The sequence below is a fragment of the Bacillus sp. K2I17 genome, assembly GCF_002209985.1.
Taxonomy (GTDB): Bacteria; Bacillota; Bacilli; order Bacillales; family Bacillaceae_G; genus Bacillus_A; species Bacillus_A wiedmannii.
In genome coordinates, this window is record NZ_NJGF01000008.1 from 13,072 (window position 1) to 31,026 (window position 17,955).

The following is a 17,955-nucleotide window of genomic DNA, read 5'->3' on the forward strand; positions in this document are numbered from 1 at the left end:
CAGTGTATCTATGTATATAACAGTTACTTAAAATTGTAGTTGATTCTCTTTATATTTTTCGCTTTAATAAAATAAAAACGAAAAAGGTGAAACCATGAAGATTGTCCTTCGTAAAGAATCCAACATACCGTATTACCAACAAATATATATGCAAATCGTTGAAAGAGTACAAAGTGGCATGCTTGCGCATGGTGACCTCCTTCCATCTTTACGCTCTATGGCCGAAGATTTGCAGATTAGCCTATTAACTGTTCGTAAAGCATACAAGCAATTAGAAAAGAAAGAATATATACGCATTGAGCAAGGAAAAGGTGCTTATATACATAAACATGTAAAGAAAGATTTCAAACCAATTCCGTACAAATGGCAACAAACGAAAACGATTAATGTTATGCGATCTCAATATGCAATGAATCAGCACCGAAAATATTACGATTTTTCACAAGCGATTTTGTATCCTCGTTTATTGCCAAATCCATTCTTAGCAGACGAAATGCATAAAATACTTCATAAAGACCAGATGATCCTAGCAACTTATGGGCCAGTACAGGGTGATTATGAACTGCGAGTTGAAATAGCAAATTACTTAAGTGAACACCAGAATTTAGTGACCGATCCATCTAAATTATTAATTACAAGCGGAGCACAACAAGGAATTGATTTAATTGCTCAAACATTATTAAAACCTGGTGATATTGTATTAGTGGAAAGTCCTTGTTACAGTGCTGCGCTTGATATTTTCATCAATAAAGGTGCTAAAATTATACCAGTTTCTCTTGATAATCATGGAGTTCGCTCCGACTTAATCGATGATATTTGTCAAAGTAAAAATCCCGTATTATTGTATACGAATCCAACTTTCCAGAACCCGACAGGTACAGTAATGAGTAATGAACGGCGAATGGAACTTATAGAACTAGCAGAGCTATATGAGTTTTTTATAATTGAAGATGATTCTTTCGGAGAAATATATTTTGAGGGTGCTACTATTTCCTCTCCTATCAAAAATTTTGATACGAATGGTCATGTAATATATATAAAAGGATTTAGTAAAACGTTAGCACCAGGATTGCGTATCGCATCTCTTATTGCCGATGGGCCTATTTTTGAATGGTTATATGCTGTAAAAGGTTCAATGGATATCGGTAGTCCTTTATTAACGCAAAAAGCACTCCTTCCTTTTTTACGTGCAGAACGTATGAAAAATCATTTAGAAAAATTACGTACGGCTTTACAAATTAGACGTGATATAACTATTGATATGTTATCACCACTTAAAGAATTACGATTTGAAATACCAAATGGTGGCTTTAATTTATGGATTACACTTCCTGATTCGATAGATCCCTTTACCTTATTACAAAAAGCAAATGAAGTAGATGTCTCTTTTTTACCAGGAACAGCTTGTCTATTAAATACAGATATAAGTAATAACCAATTACGGATTAGCTACTCGATGTTAAATGAAAAAGATATGTTGATTGGTTTAGAGAAATTACATGATACAATACGAAACTGTATATTATAGAAATAACATTACATATCCAATAAGAAATACTATCCAAAATGAAAATGTGACTTTTTGGATAGTATTTTTTTCTGCGTTTTTTGTAGTTCAACTTCACTTTCTCTACAAGCCACTATTTTCATTATCCTCCGACTTTCATTACAATTTTACCTCTAATATGTTGACCTTCACTCAAAATATGAGCTTCTCTAACCCCCTCTTCATTAAACGGCACAACTTTACTTATAATTGGTTTTATTTTTCCGTGTACAATTAATTTTGATAATGCTTCTAATTGCTTTCCGTTTGGTTTTAGCCATAAAAACCCTGATTTTATCCCTTTTACTTTTTGAATTGGCTCATGAACAATCGAAACTAACACACCATCAGATTTTATAATTTGAAAGCTTTTTTCTTGTACTTCGCCACCTATTGTATCTAATACAATATCGAAATCTGATAGTAACTCTTCAAATTTATCTTTTTTATAATCAATAAAGAGATCTGCTCCTAAAGACTTTAAAAACTCTTCATTCTTACTACTTGCAGTTGTCGCAACAAAAGCTCCAAATGATTTTGCGATTTGGATTGCCAAACTTCCAACTCCACCAGCTCCAGCATGAATGAGTACTCGGTCATGTTCTTTTATTTTTGCGTAATCTACAAGACTTTGCCACGCTGTAAGTCCTGCAAGAGGAATAGAAGCTGCCTCTTCGAAACTTAGATTAGTAGGCATATAAGATACTAAATCCGATTTTACTGTAATGAATTCAGCATAAGAGCCCTTCCCTATATTTTCAGGTTTCGTAAATACTTTATCTCCTACTTTGAAGCACTCTACCTCTTCCCCAACTTCTTCAATAACCCCAGCTACATCCAACCCTAAAATAATTGGAAATGAAAATCGCAACTGTTCTTGTAAGTCTCCTTTTCTTATTTTCCAATCAACAGGATTAACAGATGTCGCGAGAATACGTATCAATACCTCGTTACCTTTAACAATTGGTTTTATAACTTCTCTTTCTTTTAATTCTTCAACATTACCATATTGATCTATAACAATTGCTTTCATTTCCATTCCTCCTTGCTATTTATTTTAATAACATACAAATATTTCTCAAAATTTTTTGCCTTGAATTATCATAAACTTATTTTTGGGGGTAATTACGTAAGAAGCGTTATGAATTCCGTAAAAAAACGTACACTCACCTTAGAATCACTCAAAACTGTATTTTCAATTACATTCAAAAGAAATGGGGAGAACTCTATGACTGAAAAGATATTTAAAATAAACGGGATTGATATATGTACAGAAAGCTTTGGGAACCCTAAAAACCCAGCTATTTTATTAATTATGGGTGCTACGTGTTCAATGGTTTATTGGGATGAAGAGTTTTGTGAACAGTTAGCTAACACGGGGAAATTTGTTATTCGTTTTGATAACCGTGATGTAGGATGCTCTGTTACATATGAGCCTGGAACTTCCAATTATACAGTTACAGATATGGCTGAAGATGCAATTGGGGTCCTCGATGCTTATCATATTGATAAAGCACATCTATTCGGTATGTCATTAGGTGGAATGATCGCTCAAATTGCTGCTGTAAAACATCCCGAAAGAATTTTAACGTTAACATTACTGGCTACAAGTGTGATAGGCTCTGACGATAACACGCGCGATTTACCTCCGATGGACGAAAGAATTTTAACACATCACGCAAATGGCACGCATTTAGATTGGACAAATAAAAATGTTGTAGCAAAATATTTAGTTTCCGGATCTCGCCTATTATGTGGGTCCAAACGAACATTTGATGAAAAAAGAGTCTATAATCAAGTAAAACAAGAAATAGAACGCGCAAACAATCTATTAAGTATGTTTAATCACGCTTTACTTCAAGGTGATGATGCTTATGAAGGTGTGCTTCACTCCATACAAGCACCTACATTAGTTATTCACGGAACAGACGATACTGCACTCCCTTTTGAACATGGTCTCGCACTTATTGATGAAATTCCTAACTCAGTCCTACTAACCCTTGAAGGCGCAGGACATGAAAATCATCCTGATGACTGGGAAGACATCATTCATGCAGTTATTGAACATACATCTAAAATATAGATAAATAACGAATAGAAGGGGCACACCATAATTTGTGCCCCTTCTATTCGTTACATGTAAAAAAGCCCATCACTGTATCCGTATGTATAGTGATGGGCAATACTTATTTTTTCTATGTTTAAAAAAACGGACAATCTAATTGATCAACAGATTCCCATGATTTTTTTTTTATATTATCGGTGGATTTATTAGCTTCTAGTGGCACATTTTTAAAGGGATTTACTTCGACCTTTAATAAAGATGATGGCTCCACGTATAATGAGAAAACATGGCTACTTGGTATAGCTTTTGACACATCAATATCTCCTACTTGTTTAAAGAGTTGCTGCGCTGCAAAGAAAAAGAAATTGGTTGGGTTTGATTGTTTATTCAGCCATGCAATCATTTCAGGTGATACTGATTTATGAATATTGATTTTTACTCGATCACCACGTTTATATCGCCTAGATCGCATACTTCCACCAACTAACTTATCGTTAAGTTTGTAAATCCTAACTCTTTTTGCTTATGCTCTCTATATTTTGGCGAACAAGTGTAGACTAATAATCCACGTGCATTTGTAAATAATGGATTATCTACAAAGATTACATTTGTTAGTCGTCCTTTTTGTTTTAAAATCATTTTTAAACTGTTTTTAATAATTACTGCGCCCCCGCCATAAATAAATACGTATGGATCGTCTTTCATGTCATCAATTTTGTTTATGATATCTGTTGCGACACGCGCTGCTAAACCTAATAATGCTGGTTGTGATTCTTCAACTAGTAACGCATTTCTTGGGTGCTTTTCATTTAAATAAATTTGGTTAAACTCTGTAATACTATCAATCGTCTTTGTTGGATACTTCCGATTCCATCTTGTAATAATTTGTAGTAACGTTTCTTTCACACCGTATGATAAGCCCTTACTTAGTTGTGGTCTAAAGTTCACACCTAGTGAAACTACTTCTTCTGTCGTCCCTGCACCAATATCAAAAGACAATAAAGTTTTATCAACAAAATCAATTTCTGAAACTTGATTTTGTTCACATTCTATTTTATGTTTCACTACATTTCCTTCTTCATCATATACAATGCCCCACGTACCAGAAGCGCCCTCAGGTAGGCATTTACAATATTCGATTGAAATATTAATTGTCACATCACGTCCGTTAGGATAATGGAACACAACCTTATGATTGCCCATATAACGTTTCGCATTTTCCGCAGCTATTTCTTGTGTAATAAGCTGCATAGGAAGAGCAACAGATAAATCATAACGAATATTAATATGACTAGAAGTTGGACTTTGACGCATAGCACTTACTGCTAAACCAGATAGAATTGTAATAACCATTAACTCATCAGTTGACTTATTTGATTTCTTCTCAACCTCAGTGCCTTTTAATTGATCTTGAATGACTTTTTCCCCAACGATATACCGCACGTTATTTAACATTAGCGATGGAGAACTAATGGTCACGTCAATGTGATTTTCTAATTCAGATAATGAAACATCACTCTCATCTAACAATCCTGTAGGCTCTCCTATATATAAAGAATATATACTCGGAATAAAAATAGGGTCTTGCCCTTTCACCATTAACTTCAAACCGTTATTTCCTGCATCAGCACCAGCTTTTAATAGAATAGACATAACTACCCCCTAAATTAATCTGACATCCCTTCCAAATATATGCGAGCCCATTCTTTTACATTCAAATGTAATGTAATTTTTTATTAATCATAAAAACAAAATATCATGTTCTTGCACCATTTATGTAAAAAGTATTTGACATAAAACTTTTCCAATTTTATACTATGGATGTAAAGAGTTTTTTACAACTATGGAGGTGTTATTTCTAATATGAATCGCAAAAATTTCATTTTACTAACAATCGTTTTATCGTTACTTGGAGTACTTATACATGGAGTCTATAAATACATCTCTGAAGGTGCGATTTTAGGTGGAACAATCTTCGCAAGTGCAATAATAATTAGCTACCTCATCAATCATATTACGTGGGGAGATCCAAACGGAGTATCAGAAGAAAGCAAAGATGAAATGGGACAACAAATTAAATATAAAAGTTTTAAAATTGCTTATTTTGTACTTATATGTCTTATGTTTTTTGTTTTACTATTATCAGAAGGATTTGCATTCCTATTACTCGATGAAATAAAGAATCTTCCTCTTTTTATCGCACTTTGTTCTTCGTTCTTTATTTATCCTATCGTTGAACTTATAGTCGCAAAACAATATAAATAAAAAGATGAGATTTTGTAAAGTGATAATAATGTTATTTAATTTTGATTTAAAAATATAAATAATAAATTTGTTTAAATCTTGTTCAACTAAAGCTCCCATTAGTTAAAGTGTAATTCTTCAAAAATTATTGAGATTCTTCTAGAAAATTAAAATCACCATCAATAAGATCCTGTAAATACTTATCAAAGCTGTTTGCAATCACTTCATATTCATCAGGGTCGTGTAAAAAACGAATGATTTGACCACATACCCCTTCGTCAGAAGGATTAAAATCAATATACAGCTTTGATGTTCCACCGTTGTTCATACAATCTGAAAAGTGAATATACGTGCCAGGGAGAAGTCCTTCTGGATTTATTTTAGAGTCAACAGCATCCTCTTCATCTTGGTATTCTAAAAGATAGGAGACGTCTTCTCCTTCTTTTGAACTTTCGATCATCTCCTGTGTAGAAAGTAAATAATATGGATACTCTTCAACATCTGAACCTAAAATACATACCCCAACTTTGTTTTCTCCATATTTCCGCCAATATGTACCATCGATATTTTCAAGTAAGGAGATTAATGATTCTGGACAATTCGGATATTTCAACCTTAATATATCAATATCCTCTTTTGTAGCACCGCACGCTTTATTTAGTGCTTCGAGATCATCTGTTGATAATGCTGCTCTCAAGCCGTTTAAAAATTTGTTTACCAAATCCATTATTTTATCCTCCCAATAATCAAATATAAATTTTTTAGTCTATATACCTAACATAAATAAGATTTGGCCTTTAACTGTTTTCACATCTAATTTAATTAGTACCATTACGCTCTAGCTCTTCTCGATTAAAGTATTGTTCTAGTAACTCTTTACCTGTTTTGATTGTAGTATAGTACTCTCCACCATACAGTTTCCCTTCTGATGGATTGTGAAAATCTTCGTATTTCTTGAAGTCTTCATTTTCTTCAAATGATTTCTTTGCAAGGTCCATGTCTGTTGTTTCAATTGCACCAAATACCCTACCTATATCATAAACGTCCTCTTCATCAAAACTCTCTTCTAAAAGATAGTGTTTATCTTCTTCTATAGACGTTATCTTACCTTTTGTAAGTGAGTATAGGTGCTTCGTTTCTTCTACTTGTACCATGATAAAAATCCAACCAACTCTTACAACCGTACATGGTGCTAAACCCTCTAATGTAAGTGCAACTACCTTTTGGTCTTTCACAAATTTCCCCATCTTACCTACCCCTTAATTCGTTTATTTTATACTATAACCATAGTCTCTTAAACATTTATCTGCTCTAAGTGAATCTCATCTTTTAATATTTACATTCCTTCAACTATCGCTTTTAATTTATTCACAGTCCGCCAATTTCTTACTGTAGCTGGCGTATGTAACTTCTGAAACTGGTTCATTAATTTAGAATTTCGAATGCTATTTTTGAAAAATAAATAAACAACTTTTTCATAAATATAGCAATCTTCAGTCTCATTTTTTTGCATAAGCAGCTGAGCTTTTTCTTTTTCAGAAAGTTCGTTTGCTAAGAAAGCAACATGTATACTTTCACCTTCTAGCAATGAATCGGCTTCATAGGGGCATCTTTTTATCATATTTATAAATTCCTCATGTGTTCTTAACATGACTGGAACATCAAAACCAAAAACGTTTTTAATTTCCGATTGTATTCGTTTATTTAAAAAATCAACATCATTTTCAGATTCGAACACGATATTACCGCTTTGAATATATGTTTTTACTTGTTTTAACTCTATTGATTCAAACATTTGTTTTAAATCCGCCATTTTGATTACCTTATGCCCGCCTACATTGATTCCTCTTAGTAATGTAATATAAATTGTCATATCAATCCTCCCCATTTAAATGAGCCGAACAATTGAGTTGATTTTCACTCTTATATTTCTCGGATATTTGTTTTAATTCCTCTAACATATCATGTATAGATAATACCTCAAACAAAATGATAGATTCGCTTGAAAAGTGATGATGATATTGATTTGGTTTACAATGTCCTAAATCATTTTTATAATCCCAAAATTTTTTGTCTAATTCATCAATCAGTTTAAAATGTTCTTCATCTATTTCATTACAATTATTTCTTAATATAGAAATTACAGAATGAACCGTTCGCTGTAATATCTCTTTTTTATTTTGTGACCAGTCCCATGTTTCAATTGGTGCTCGAGCTAAATTATCTATATGGTAAATAATTTGCTGCAATATATGGAGTTGCTTCTGCATGGCTAAAAAGCTTCTCATTTCATTCTTTGTATGTCGATGATATTTCCAATCTTTTTGCTCATATTGAACAAATTGTAACGCTTTATGTAATGATAAATTCAAATTAGATAGATTATAAGTTGTCTCTTTCGTTATAACTTTCCCTTCAATTAATGTATTAAGCCATTCCTCCATAATATTTGCAGTTTTAACAAATAGCTCCTCTGTACATCCCGAAATGGTTTCAAGGTAGTGTGGTGGCAAAATGAAAAAATTCACTAAAGTAGATACTATAATACCAGTAGATGTAGTAGCTAATCGAATTAAAAATGCAGTGAAATAATGATCTGCCGTAATAGGGATCATTGCAACAGCAGTTAATGTTGCGACTAACGTTCCCGCATGTAACTTTAGTTTTTGACATGTAACGATTGTAAACATCGCTGCTAACGCATAAGAAAGAGCCTGATGACCTAGGGAAAATGTGAAAGTCATTGCATACGCCGATCCAATTGTTGAAGCTGGAAAACGAATTAGCCCTTTTTTTATAGAATCCGTTGCAGTTGGCTCAATCGTTACAATAGCCGTGATGACAGCAAAAATAGTGGGTATATTGAAACATTCACAAACTAGAACTGTAAGAAAAACTGCTATTCCGGTTTTTATCACCCTTCCTCCAACAATATTCCATTTTCTAACTTGATTCATTTTGTATTTCCTTCATTTCTATTTCATTTATATATATAATCTACATTATATATCGTACTAAATAAAAAAACTTACTACTTTGTTATGCAAGAGTAAGTTTTTCTTCTCGTTATTTCATGATAGGTAAATGCATTATAATTTGTTGACCAATTGGTCCCATTCTTCTAAAGCCTTTATCTTGGAAGCCGACTTTTTCATATAAATTTTGTGCAGGAATATTTTTTTCATTCACAGCAAGTACAACCTCATTTTTTATCGGGAAATAACGTTTTACAAACTCTTGTAATAATGCCAATGATTTTTTAGCATATCCTTTTCTTTGTCTATTGTGATTTATAGAAAACGAAGTTAAAAGTAAAGCATCTTGATTGTCTGTGAACTCCTGTACTCTATCCCCTGTTTGCAATGCGAAAAGACCAACAGGTACCCCATTGTAATCTAAAATAACAATCACATTTTTTGTTCGATCACTTTTTGCTTTCTCCAATAATTCACCTGGATCTGATGTGAATTGAACTTGTTCACTTGGTAAAGTAAATGTTTGTATAACTTCTTTATACTTCTCCTTATACGGAACTAATTGAATTTCCCCTGTATGTATGTTCATGCTAAACTCTCCCATTTTTCAACTTATTAACTTAAACCTTGCTGCGCTTTTGAATGCACTTTTCCATCTAAAAAGGTAATTTCAACTAATGAAGTTGGATCGCTTCCCTTCCATGAAAAAATTTGTTTAATTTGTGTAGAATCTTCTACACCTTCTTCTATAAGTAAATTACCATCAAAACCAATTACATCTTTCACTTCAATATAAGTCATTCCTTCATTTATATTCGAGAAATGTTTTATATTGATAGACTCTTTCTTCTCACTTTCCAACACAGTAGAAGAAGTCGCTGTTTGTTTTTTTACTTCTTTCTTCTGTTCACACGCTGTCATACTGAAACCTAAGCATAAACTACATACTATTAATGCGCTTTTTTTCATCATAACAGTTGTCCCTCCCACCATAATTAAACCATATATTCCCTTAAAAATAAACTGAATATTAAATATTATATTGAAAAACCCCCGTACAATTAAGTACGGGGTTAACTTTATTTATTCAAATGATTATTTGATTGGTCATTCTGTTCTTTTCTTAGTTCTTGTTCTTCATCTTTTGGTAATTGTTTATCATTATCTTTAATTGGATTCGTTTCTCGATTTTCAATCATGTCATTTGGAACTTGTGGCATTACTCGGCCAACAATTGCTGCTAACTCATCAAGTATACCTTCACCTGTTTTTCCTTTTTTAATTTGCTTTCCAATTTGTTTGAGTCGTTCATACGTATCAACATCCGCTACAACGACTGCATTAGCACCATCCGGATCGTTTTTTAAACTTTCTGCTACAGAGTATTTAATGGACTCCACGCGAGTTCGATCGAGTTTCGCTTTTACATCAATACCTACAATAGCATATTTCCCCACAACTACCGCTGTTGCATCATTCACACCTGGCACACTTGCGGCTAAAGATGCTAAATGGTCCGCCGCTTTTTCATTTGGCTTATTTGGCTTATTTGGTTTGTTTGTATAATTAACATTTTTCGTCGAAACATTTTTTTGCTCTGGTTTTTCGTTTGGATTGTCCTTTTTTCCAATACTACATCCTGTTATAAAAAAGCAAAGCATCAACATATATATTAAGATCTTCATTATTCTCACCACTTTACTATTAAAGTTTAATCATAAATTTTTTCAACAGCTTGCATTTTCTTCACTTTTTCCTCTGCTCCGCTATTTGCATTAATGAAAATTTGGTACGTATCTTTCCCTAAAGTACCTACAAATTCATAGCAAAGTACTTCATTATGCAAATCATTTACAACTACGGCTTTACGTTCTTCCATAACTTTAACATCTGGATTGATTTTCTTTCTTGCTTCTGCTGCAGTTAGCTTTGCTGAGGGAACTGTTCGTTTTTGGTGTGATGCTAAATATTCTTTTGCAGAAAAACCAACGATAGAACCATCATCTAAAGCAATTTTCATTTGAATTGCTTCTGGATAAATTCGTACGCCATTCTCATTTACTACATACGTAAATACACCAACGTTATCATATTGTGAGCTATCAAAAAGCTCCATATTATTAAACTTGTGGTCCTTTAAAAATTTCAAACCTTTACTTCCTGCATCGTTTAAACTAATTTTCTGTTCTTTAATTTCTCGGTTATTCATAACCCAAATTGGATATCCGCCTTTTCCGGTAATATCCATATAAAACTCATTATTCGTTGCTGGATCTTTAATTTTCACACTATAGAAAGATTCTTTCGCACCTTTTCCGCTTTTCTCAACTTCTACTTTTTCATTTCCTTTTAAATTCAAAAATGATTTTGCGATTTTCGCCGCTTCATCTTTAGAAATTGCCTTTCCTTCCGCTTCAAATCCACCTTTTTTATTTTTTTGTGCACTTGTAAAGGTCGGTCCGAAGTTTGTAGATGAATACGATGTTACATTTTTCTCTACTGTTTTTAATCCATCAATAATTGTATTGTCTGCAGGATCACGATTTGATGCGAGTGCCATCTCAACATCCATCCAGCGTAAATTATTTTTCAAAACAAGATGTTGTACTTTTCTTAGTTCATCTTGTATATTGCCTGCATTTGAATATAAAGTTTCCAACGTTTTGTATTCTTGATCATTTAACGGCTCTTTTTCTAAATCACGAATGGCTGCACGGTAACTAAAATCACCGATATTTGCTAAAAATTCTTCCGTTTTATTAAAAGGCATTAATGTTAAAGGCAGTTGTCCTACATCCGAACGAGCTACAGATGTTATTCTCCATACGTCTGCTAATGCAGGTGATAAAGATGCACGGGAATTCATCGCGAGCGTTGTTCCAATTTTGTCGTGCAATAAATCAACCTCATATGCTAAATCATGAAACGCACGTTGATAGCTATTTTCTGCTCGAATTAATACTGCATTCTTCTCTTGATGTTCTTTGTAGCCCCAATATCCTGTTCCAACTACACCGACTGTTAATAATACGATTATAATACCTCGTAACATGGTTCCACCTCCGCTCTATTTACAGAAAATATGTTTCCCGATCTTTTTAATTTGTGGACGAGTCCAAATCCATTTACTTGTTGCGGTATCTGGATTGAAATAGTACAATGCATTTCCTGTTGGATCCCATCCATTAACTGCATCTAATACAGCTTTTTTCGCTGTTTCATTTGGCGTTAAATATATTTGTCCGTCTGCTACCGCTGTAAATGCTCTTGGCTCAAAGATTACACCCGAAACGGTATTTGGGAATGATGCACTTGTAACTCGATTCAAAATAACCGCAGCTACTGCAACTTGCCCTAAGTACGGTTCACCACGAGATTCTCCATATACTGCGTTTGCCATAAGCTGAATGTCATTTTGAGAATAACCATTTGGAACATTTGTCCCTTTATTTTGAGATGGTTTATTTTCTTGTGCAGTACCACCACTATTTCCTTTATTCGTTGTCGTTCCTTTATTAGCTGTTGACTTGTCATACTTCGTTGCTTTTACTAGCATTTGCTTCGTTTTAGCTCCAGCTAAACCATCAACAGGTAATCCGAATTTCTCTTGAAAATTTCGAAGTGCCCAGTATGTACCCCATCCGAAAACACCATCCACTTTTCCCGTATAAAATCCGTTATATTTCAAACGAGATTGCAGTTCAATGACATCTTCGCCAGATGCTCCTCTTTGAATGACTTGATTAGAAAAAGCTTCAACATTTTTTAGTTGTATACTACTTACCATCAAAGATAGTCCTATGAATGCAAGTAAAATTGCTATTTTAAAAATAGCTTTTTGACGCATGATTTTCCCTCCTTAATTACGGAAATGATTTCTTGGTTATGTTTTGTAAAAGCCTCGCTTTTATGTAAAGAAGACAAAAAAATCCAAACTCATATCGTTGAAAAAATATGTAAACAATATAAAAAAATATAAAAGGAGTTCATCATGAAAAAATTGTTAAAGCGTATCGCACTCGTCATTTTGTTCATAACTACATGTTCAAATATATATACTGTCCCATCAATTGTTCATGCGCAGCCTCCGTATGCCAAATGGGGGAAACTTGCTGTAGAAAAGACGAAAGAACAATACCCAAAAGCGGAGATTATTGATTACCTTCATATAGGTAGAAAACCGAAAACCGTTCAAATAACGGTTGAAAAATTTAAATTGTGGCTACGTGAAGATGGAAAAGAATATGGTGTTTTTGTTGATGTAGAATTTGAAACGAAGACAGATAAATTTATAAAGATGACATTTCAGAAGACGATTAGATAAAATGAAAGAACCCGTACTGTTTATATTTTAAACAGTGCGGGTTCTTTCATTTCTATAATCCATTCCTAAATTTACACCTTTCAAACATTCTCTCTTCTTATATAAACTTATAATGCTCCTGTACATGCTCAATAAACAATTTCAATGGAACAAGTCCACGTTTTGGCATATGACTACTTATTACAGCAACAAGTTCTAACTGTGGAATGATAACGATGTATTGTCCGCCATATCCCATAGCAAAATACATACAATACGGTATGTGAAATCTTTCGTTATTCAAAACCCACCAGTGATATCCATAAGCCCCCACATGTTCATACGTTTCAAATAGAGCTTTACTAGATTCTTCTAACCATTTCGATGATACAATTTCATTCCCTTGCCAATATCCATTCTGCAAACATAATATTCCGAGCTTTAATAAATCTTTAGATTTCATTTTCATACCGAAACCGCCGACATGTATGCCTTGCGGATCTTGTTGCCACTCATATTCGGTAATTTCTAATGGATCAAATAAATATCTTTTCGCAAACTGCTCTGTCGACATTCCGGTAACTTCTTGAACAATATAGCTAAGCAAGTGAGAAGACCCTGAGTTATAATTCATTTTTGTAGCTGGTTCTTCCATTATTGGTTTTTCTAATATATACTGCACCCAGTTTTCCGATTCTACAAAATCATTTGGGAACACTACTCCATTTCCGAACTCTTTCCAATCCTCACCTGTAGTCATCGTTAATAAATGATAAAGAGTCAAATCCCGCTTTTCATTAGATACATTTTCAATCCACTCTATAATCGGTGTATGTATATCATTTATATATCCTTTATCAATTGCAATACCAATTAATATAGATACAATGCTTTTTGTAATCGAGTTTATTTTATATAAATTACTTGCACATTCTATCGTTTTATAATATTCATTGGTTAGCTCACCTTTTTGATAAACGAGAAATGTATTTACTTTTTTCTTTTCAAATTTATTTTCTAGTTGCTTGAAATCCAAAACTTTACCTCCAATTAAATCATTACCTTATTTATTATATCTTGTAGCTTTAATTAAAACATAAATGTGTTCAAATAAAAAACAAACCTGCCAGTAATAAACTGACAGGTTTGTTTTTTATAATTTCGTACGAACATTCCAAAGCTCTGGGAAGAAACATTGATCAAGTACTCGTTTTAAATACGATACACCAGAAGATCCGCCTGTTCCCATTTTATGACCAATAATACGTTCTACCGTTTTCATATGACGGAAACGCCATTGTTGTAGCCAATCTTCGATATCAATTAATTTTTCAGCAAGCTGATATAAGTTCCAATATTTTTTCACATCGGCATACACTTCTATCCATGCTGCTTCTACTGTTGCGTCTTCTTCATAAGGCTGCGTAATATCACGATTTAACACATCTTTATGAATAGGGAATCCTTCTTTTACAAGTGCTTGAATTGCCACATCATACAAACTTGGTGCGTGTAGCGCTGTATGAAGTCGAGCGTGTAATTCTGGATCTTTTTCATAAATTTTTAATGCGTGCGGCGTTTTATAGCCAAGCGCATACTCAATCATACGATATTGATACGATTGAAAACCTGAAGCTTGACCGAGTGAGTCACGAAACTCAATGTACTCTGATGGTGTTAATGTCGCAAGAATATCCCAAGATTGAATAATTTGCGACTGAATTTTTGATACACGTGCTAACATTTTAAAAGCTGGTTGTAATTTATCTTGTTTAATAGATTCAATCGCTGCGTTTAACTCATGTAAAATAAGCTTCATCCAAAGTTCACTTGCTTGGTGAATCACGATGAATAACATTTCATCATGATGATCTGATAATCTCTTTTGAGAAGATAGTAAACTATCTAATTGTAAATACTCCCCGTACGTCATATTCTCTTTAAAGTCCGTATGAATTCCTTTTTCCATAATTACCTTTTCGTTTTCTTTCATATTAGCCAAACGCCCCTTTTATATAATTCTACTTATATTGGTCTAATAACTGCTCGAACTGGACTTCCATCTGCATCTGTTAAGGCAAGTGGTAATGCGATTAATTCATAATCGCCGTCTGCTACATGATCTAGTACGACATTTTCTAAAATGTGTATACCATGTTTAAACAATTGGTGATGCGCTGCCAATTCTTTATCGTCTAATGGATCTACTGATGGTACATCTACCCCAATTAAACGAATTCCCTTTTCAGAAAGAAATGGTGCGATATCAGCACGTAAATGCGGAATTACATTCGGGAATTCATTCGCTTTACCATGTGAAGATGTGCGTAACAACAAGCGTTCTATACCTTCTAAATGAAAGGTTTCTAATTCCTTTTTCCCAATGCTTTCAAGATTAGAAACATCAATGATCCGCGCTGGACCGACATAAACTTGAACATCTAAATCTATTACTTTCTTTCCATCATTATCAAAATGAAACGGTGCGTCAATATGAGTACCTGTATGAATACTCATCGTTAACTTTCCGACATTTACTGAGCCACTCTCTTCTTTTGACCATGAAACTTCATACGAGAACGGTGTATCACCTGGCCAAGTAGCAATATCATTATTTAGCGGTTGTGAAATATCAATCCACTCTGAAGCTTTCATACTTATGCCACAACCTCCCGCTTATTTTCAAACTGCTTATACGCTTCATCTTTCATAATTTTCTTTAATATTTGTACAGATTTCCACACTTCTTCGTATGTGTTATATAAAGCGACCGGCGCAAGTCTTACTCCATTAGGTGCACGGAAATCAGGGATAACTCCATTTGCTTTTAACGCTTTACATATGCGTGCTGCTTCTGCATGTTCTAAATAAATGTGCCCGCCTCGTTTTTCATCCTCTAATGGATTTCCAATTGTAAATCCGTAATCTTTTAATTCATAATCAATTAAATCCAGCATGTATCTTGTAATATGTAGCGATTTTTCACGTAAACGTTCTATACCAGCATCTTTAAATATTTCAAGAGAACCAATTAAAGGTGCAGTACTTAATAAGTGCGGTGTACCAATTTGATAAGCACCTGCATGATCAGCAGCTGTTAATGTATGTTCCATATCAAACTGCTTATCTTTTCTAGAACTAAACCAACCTGATAATCCTGGAAGTCTATTAAAATGCTTTTTATTTACATAAAGGCCCGCAACTGCACCAGGTCCTGCATTTAAATATTTATAATTACACCAAATGGCGAAATCAACATCCCATTCTTTGAAATGATGCGGAATAGAACCGATTGAATGACATAAATCAAATCCAATATGAATACCACGCTCATGAGCTTCCGCTGTTAAACGTTTCATATCAAGAATTTGTCCACTTCTATATAGTACAGAAGGCAATAAAATTAACGCGATATCATCTGTCATTGCTTGAATAATATCATCTTCAGAAAGTGTTCTACCGTCTCGGCTCTTCACTCGTACTAAATGCTCATCTGGATCTAGACCCTTTAAACGAATTTGACTTTGAAGTGCATATATATCTGACGGAAATGTTAATTCATCAGCAAGAATTTTTGTACGTATTCCTTTCGGCTCATAAAACGTCGCAATTACTTGGTGAATATTCGTCGTTGTGGAACCGGTTACAATTGTTTCTTCCGGTAAAGCTCCAATAAGAGGCGCAGTCAATTCACCTAATTTCTCCGAAAGGAAAAACCACGGATGCTCTCCTTCAGTCCAGCCGTCAATTCCATACTCCTTCCATGAATCGAGCAACGTAAGTAATGATTTCTCTGCTCTTTTTGAAAGTAGCCCTAATGAGTTTCCATCTAAATATATCGTTCCTTCTTTTTTATAGAATTCAGTTTGAAAATCTTTCAGTTCATCATGTTTATCACATTCAAGCGCATATTCATAATTCGGTTGAAATGGTTCTTTATACATGGTGTCACCTTCTTTTAATTTTCTTTTTATTCTAACTAATTGAAATATATCACCTTAGTTGATATAACGTCAATGATATTATGTCAGTTGACTTTATATATGAATTCCTTTTACAATACAGTTATATTTTCAGATATTTCAGTATAAAGAGGTGGTTCTTTGAAAAACAATACTCTTTCATCAAGAAAACACCGCTCCTTAGAAACAAAGAAGAAACTATTACACGCTGGTTACACTATTTTTATACATAACGGATTTCAAAAAACGACTATTACACAAATTATTAAACATGCAGAAACTGGTTATGGAACGGCATATGTATACTTTAAAAACAAAGATGATCTCCTTATCGTTTTAATGGAAGATGTCATGAATCAATTTTATGATATTGCTGAGCGCTCCTTTTCCCCTCAAACGAAAGAAGAAGCACATAAAATGATTCAAAATCAAGTTAGAGCATTCCTACAACTAGCAGAAAAAGAACGAGCTATATTACAAGTTGTGCAGGAAGCAATTGGATTATCAAAAGAGATACGTCAAAAATGGGACGAGATACGGGAACGCTTTATAAACAGTATTACGCAGGATATTACATACTCTCAAGAAGGTGGATTAGCACAGCCTGAATTAAATAAAGAAATTGTAGCACGTGCTTGGTTCGCGATGAATGAGATGTTTCTTTGGGCAATTGTGAAAAATGATAAAGAATTAGAGTTAGGAGAAATTGTGCATACATTGACGGAAATGTATACGACTGGGCTATATAAATAGCACACTCATTTATATAGGTGTGCTATTGTATGGTCTATAAAAATATTTTATCTGGTTATGGTGATGCTAAAAGTGTTTTTTTAAATAACGGGAATGTCTTAGCAATA

The 17,955-nt window shown here is 33.7% G+C and carries 21 protein-coding genes; 5 read left to right on the forward strand and 16 right to left on the reverse strand.

Annotated features, from left to right (window positions below; genetic code table 11):
- Positions 1-94 precede the first annotated feature (94 nt).
- A complete protein-coding gene (gene pdxR / locus CER22_RS11655) occupies positions 95-1,528 on the forward strand; it encodes a MocR-like pyridoxine biosynthesis transcription factor PdxR (protein WP_087983905.1) in 1,434 nt (477 codons plus the stop codon).
- Positions 1,529-1,649: 121 nt separating this feature from the next.
- On the opposite strand, the gene CER22_RS11665 is transcribed toward pdxR, so the two are convergent.
- Complete coding sequence (locus tag CER22_RS11665; protein ID WP_088608799.1) at positions 1,650-2,579, reverse strand: NADP-dependent oxidoreductase; 930 nt, start codon at positions 2,577-2,579, stop codon at positions 1,650-1,652.
- A gap of 195 nt (positions 2,580-2,774) precedes the next feature.
- Here CER22_RS11665 and CER22_RS11670 point away from each other — a divergent pair, with 195 nt between their 5' ends.
- Positions 2,775-3,629 (forward strand): alpha/beta fold hydrolase, encoded by an 855-nt coding sequence (locus CER22_RS11670; protein WP_088608800.1) that lies wholly within the window; start codon positions 2,775-2,777, stop codon positions 3,627-3,629.
- Positions 3,630-3,747: 118 nt separating this feature from the next.
- On the opposite strand, the gene CER22_RS11675 is transcribed toward CER22_RS11670, so the two are convergent.
- Complete coding sequence (locus CER22_RS11675; RefSeq protein ID WP_001257747.1) at positions 3,748-4,083, reverse strand: hypothetical protein; 336 nt, start codon at positions 4,081-4,083, stop codon at positions 3,748-3,750.
- Positions 4,084-4,094: 11 nt separating this feature from the next.
- Complete coding sequence (locus tag CER22_RS11680; RefSeq protein WP_000025617.1) at positions 4,095-5,264, reverse strand: ParM/StbA family protein; 1,170 nt, start codon at positions 5,262-5,264, stop codon at positions 4,095-4,097.
- A 210-nt stretch (positions 5,265-5,474) separates the two neighbouring features.
- On the opposite strand from CER22_RS11680, the gene CER22_RS11685 reads away from it, so the two are divergent.
- Positions 5,475-5,876, forward strand: a complete 402-nt coding sequence (locus CER22_RS11685; protein WP_088608801.1) for a hypothetical protein — start codon at positions 5,475-5,477, stop codon at positions 5,874-5,876.
- A 124-nt stretch (positions 5,877-6,000) separates the two neighbouring features.
- On the opposite strand, the gene CER22_RS11690 is transcribed toward CER22_RS11685, so the two are convergent.
- The 9 genes from CER22_RS11690 to sleB form a co-directional block, all read right to left on the reverse strand.
- A complete protein-coding gene (locus tag CER22_RS11690; RefSeq protein ID WP_088608802.1) occupies positions 6,001-6,582 on the reverse strand; it encodes an SMI1/KNR4 family protein in 582 nt (193 codons plus the stop codon).
- A 91-nt stretch (positions 6,583-6,673) separates the two neighbouring features.
- Positions 6,674-7,102, reverse strand: a complete 429-nt coding sequence (locus tag CER22_RS11695) for a hypothetical protein (protein ID WP_088608803.1) — start codon at positions 7,100-7,102, stop codon at positions 6,674-6,676.
- Positions 7,103-7,191: 89 nt separating this feature from the next.
- A complete protein-coding gene (locus CER22_RS11700) occupies positions 7,192-7,728 on the reverse strand; it encodes a DUF1697 domain-containing protein (protein ID WP_088608804.1) in 537 nt (178 codons plus the stop codon).
- A gap of 1 nt (position 7,729) precedes the next feature.
- Positions 7,730-8,812, reverse strand: a complete 1,083-nt coding sequence (locus CER22_RS11705; RefSeq protein WP_088608805.1) for an aromatic acid exporter family protein — start codon at positions 8,810-8,812, stop codon at positions 7,730-7,732.
- 109 nt (positions 8,813-8,921) lie between these two features.
- Entirely contained in the window at positions 8,922-9,419 is a 498-nt protein-coding gene (locus tag CER22_RS11710) for a GNAT family N-acetyltransferase (RefSeq protein WP_088608806.1), read from the reverse strand.
- A 26-nt stretch (positions 9,420-9,445) separates the two neighbouring features.
- Positions 9,446-9,802 carry a hypothetical protein gene (locus CER22_RS11715; protein WP_088608807.1) on the reverse strand — a complete coding sequence of 119 codons (357 nt, stop codon included), beginning with the start codon at positions 9,800-9,802 and terminating at the stop codon, positions 9,446-9,448.
- Between the two features lie 107 nt (positions 9,803-9,909).
- Complete coding sequence (locus CER22_RS11720; RefSeq protein WP_088608808.1) at positions 9,910-10,515, reverse strand: YhcN/YlaJ family sporulation lipoprotein; 606 nt, start codon at positions 10,513-10,515, stop codon at positions 9,910-9,912.
- A 26-nt stretch (positions 10,516-10,541) separates the two neighbouring features.
- Positions 10,542-11,882: a germination protein YpeB gene (gene ypeB, locus CER22_RS11725; protein ID WP_087983897.1), complete on the reverse strand. Its 1,341-nt coding sequence runs from the start codon at positions 11,880-11,882 to the stop codon at positions 10,542-10,544.
- 15 nt (positions 11,883-11,897) lie between these two features.
- Positions 11,898-12,677 carry a spore cortex-lytic enzyme gene (gene sleB / locus CER22_RS11730; protein ID WP_048547302.1) on the reverse strand — a complete coding sequence of 260 codons (780 nt, stop codon included), beginning with the start codon at positions 12,675-12,677 and terminating at the stop codon, positions 11,898-11,900.
- Positions 12,678-12,821: 144 nt separating this feature from the next.
- Between sleB and CER22_RS11735 the strand changes: the two genes are divergently transcribed.
- Positions 12,822-13,154, forward strand: a complete 333-nt coding sequence (locus tag CER22_RS11735; RefSeq protein ID WP_088608809.1) for a DUF3889 domain-containing protein — start codon at positions 12,822-12,824, stop codon at positions 13,152-13,154.
- 97 nt (positions 13,155-13,251) lie between these two features.
- On the opposite strand, the gene CER22_RS11740 is transcribed toward CER22_RS11735, so the two are convergent.
- The 4 genes from CER22_RS11740 to kynU form a co-directional block, all read right to left on the reverse strand.
- On the reverse strand, positions 13,252-14,169 hold the full coding sequence (locus tag CER22_RS11740; protein ID WP_088063661.1) for a serine hydrolase domain-containing protein: 918 nt from the start codon (positions 14,167-14,169) through the stop codon (positions 13,252-13,254).
- Between the two features lie 117 nt (positions 14,170-14,286).
- The gene (kynA, locus tag CER22_RS11745; RefSeq protein ID WP_087983895.1) at positions 14,287-15,126 is read right to left on the reverse strand and encodes a tryptophan 2,3-dioxygenase; all 840 of its coding nucleotides are present in this window, start codon (positions 15,124-15,126) and stop codon (positions 14,287-14,289) included.
- A gap of 32 nt (positions 15,127-15,158) precedes the next feature.
- Positions 15,159-15,788 (reverse strand): arylformamidase, encoded by a 630-nt coding sequence (kynB, locus tag CER22_RS11750; protein WP_088608810.1) that lies wholly within the window; start codon positions 15,786-15,788, stop codon positions 15,159-15,161.
- Between the two features lie 2 nt (positions 15,789-15,790).
- The gene (kynU, locus tag CER22_RS11755) at positions 15,791-17,077 is read right to left on the reverse strand and encodes a kynureninase (RefSeq protein WP_088608811.1); all 1,287 of its coding nucleotides are present in this window, start codon (positions 17,075-17,077) and stop codon (positions 15,791-15,793) included.
- 159 nt (positions 17,078-17,236) lie between these two features.
- Here kynU and CER22_RS11760 point away from each other — a divergent pair, with 159 nt between their 5' ends.
- On the forward strand, positions 17,237-17,848 hold the full coding sequence (locus tag CER22_RS11760) for a TetR/AcrR family transcriptional regulator (protein ID WP_088608812.1): 612 nt from the start codon (positions 17,237-17,239) through the stop codon (positions 17,846-17,848).
- The last annotated feature ends 107 nt before the right edge of the window (positions 17,849-17,955 follow it).

What these genes read in the sequence shown, in the direction of transcription:
- pdxR (WP_087983905.1), top strand. Translation starts at nt 95, where the DNA reads ATGAAGATTGTCCTTCGTAAAGAATCCAACATACCGTATTACCAACAA.
- CER22_RS11665 (WP_088608799.1), bottom strand. Translation starts at nt 2,579, where the DNA reads ATGAAAGCAATTGTTATAGATCAATATGGTAATGTTGAAGAATTAAAA.
- CER22_RS11670 (WP_088608800.1), top strand. Translation starts at nt 2,775, where the DNA reads ATGACTGAAAAGATATTTAAAATAAACGGGATTGATATATGTACAGAA.
- CER22_RS11675 (WP_001257747.1), bottom strand. Translation starts at nt 4,083, where the DNA reads ATGCGATCTAGGCGATATAAACGTGGTGATCGAGTAAAAATCAATATT.
- CER22_RS11680 (WP_000025617.1), bottom strand. Translation starts at nt 5,264, where the DNA reads ATGTCTATTCTATTAAAAGCTGGTGCTGATGCAGGAAATAACGGTTTG.
- CER22_RS11685 (WP_088608801.1), top strand. Translation starts at nt 5,475, where the DNA reads ATGAATCGCAAAAATTTCATTTTACTAACAATCGTTTTATCGTTACTT.
- CER22_RS11690 (WP_088608802.1), bottom strand. Translation starts at nt 6,582, where the DNA reads ATGGATTTGGTAAACAAATTTTTAAACGGCTTGAGAGCAGCATTATCA.
- CER22_RS11695 (WP_088608803.1), bottom strand. Translation starts at nt 7,102, where the DNA reads ATGGGGAAATTTGTGAAAGACCAAAAGGTAGTTGCACTTACATTAGAG.
- CER22_RS11700 (WP_088608804.1), bottom strand. Translation starts at nt 7,728, where the DNA reads ATGACAATTTATATTACATTACTAAGAGGAATCAATGTAGGCGGGCAT.
- CER22_RS11705 (WP_088608805.1), bottom strand. Translation starts at nt 8,812, where the DNA reads ATGAATCAAGTTAGAAAATGGAATATTGTTGGAGGAAGGGTGATAAAA.
- CER22_RS11710 (WP_088608806.1), bottom strand. Translation starts at nt 9,419, where the DNA reads ATGAACATACATACAGGGGAAATTCAATTAGTTCCGTATAAGGAGAAG.
- CER22_RS11715 (WP_088608807.1), bottom strand. Translation starts at nt 9,802, where the DNA reads ATGATGAAAAAAAGCGCATTAATAGTATGTAGTTTATGCTTAGGTTTC.
- CER22_RS11720 (WP_088608808.1), bottom strand. Translation starts at nt 10,515, where the DNA reads ATGAAGATCTTAATATATATGTTGATGCTTTGCTTTTTTATAACAGGA.
- ypeB (WP_087983897.1), bottom strand. Translation starts at nt 11,882, where the DNA reads ATGTTACGAGGTATTATAATCGTATTATTAACAGTCGGTGTAGTTGGA.
- sleB (WP_048547302.1), bottom strand. Translation starts at nt 12,677, where the DNA reads ATGCGTCAAAAAGCTATTTTTAAAATAGCAATTTTACTTGCATTCATA.
- CER22_RS11735 (WP_088608809.1), top strand. Translation starts at nt 12,822, where the DNA reads ATGAAAAAATTGTTAAAGCGTATCGCACTCGTCATTTTGTTCATAACT.
- kynA (WP_087983895.1), bottom strand. Translation starts at nt 15,126, where the DNA reads ATGAAAGAAAACGAAAAGGTAATTATGGAAAAAGGAATTCATACGGAC.
- kynB (WP_088608810.1), bottom strand. Translation starts at nt 15,788, where the DNA reads ATGAAAGCTTCAGAGTGGATTGATATTTCACAACCGCTAAATAATGAT.
- kynU (WP_088608811.1), bottom strand. Translation starts at nt 17,077, where the DNA reads ATGTATAAAGAACCATTTCAACCGAATTATGAATATGCGCTTGAATGT.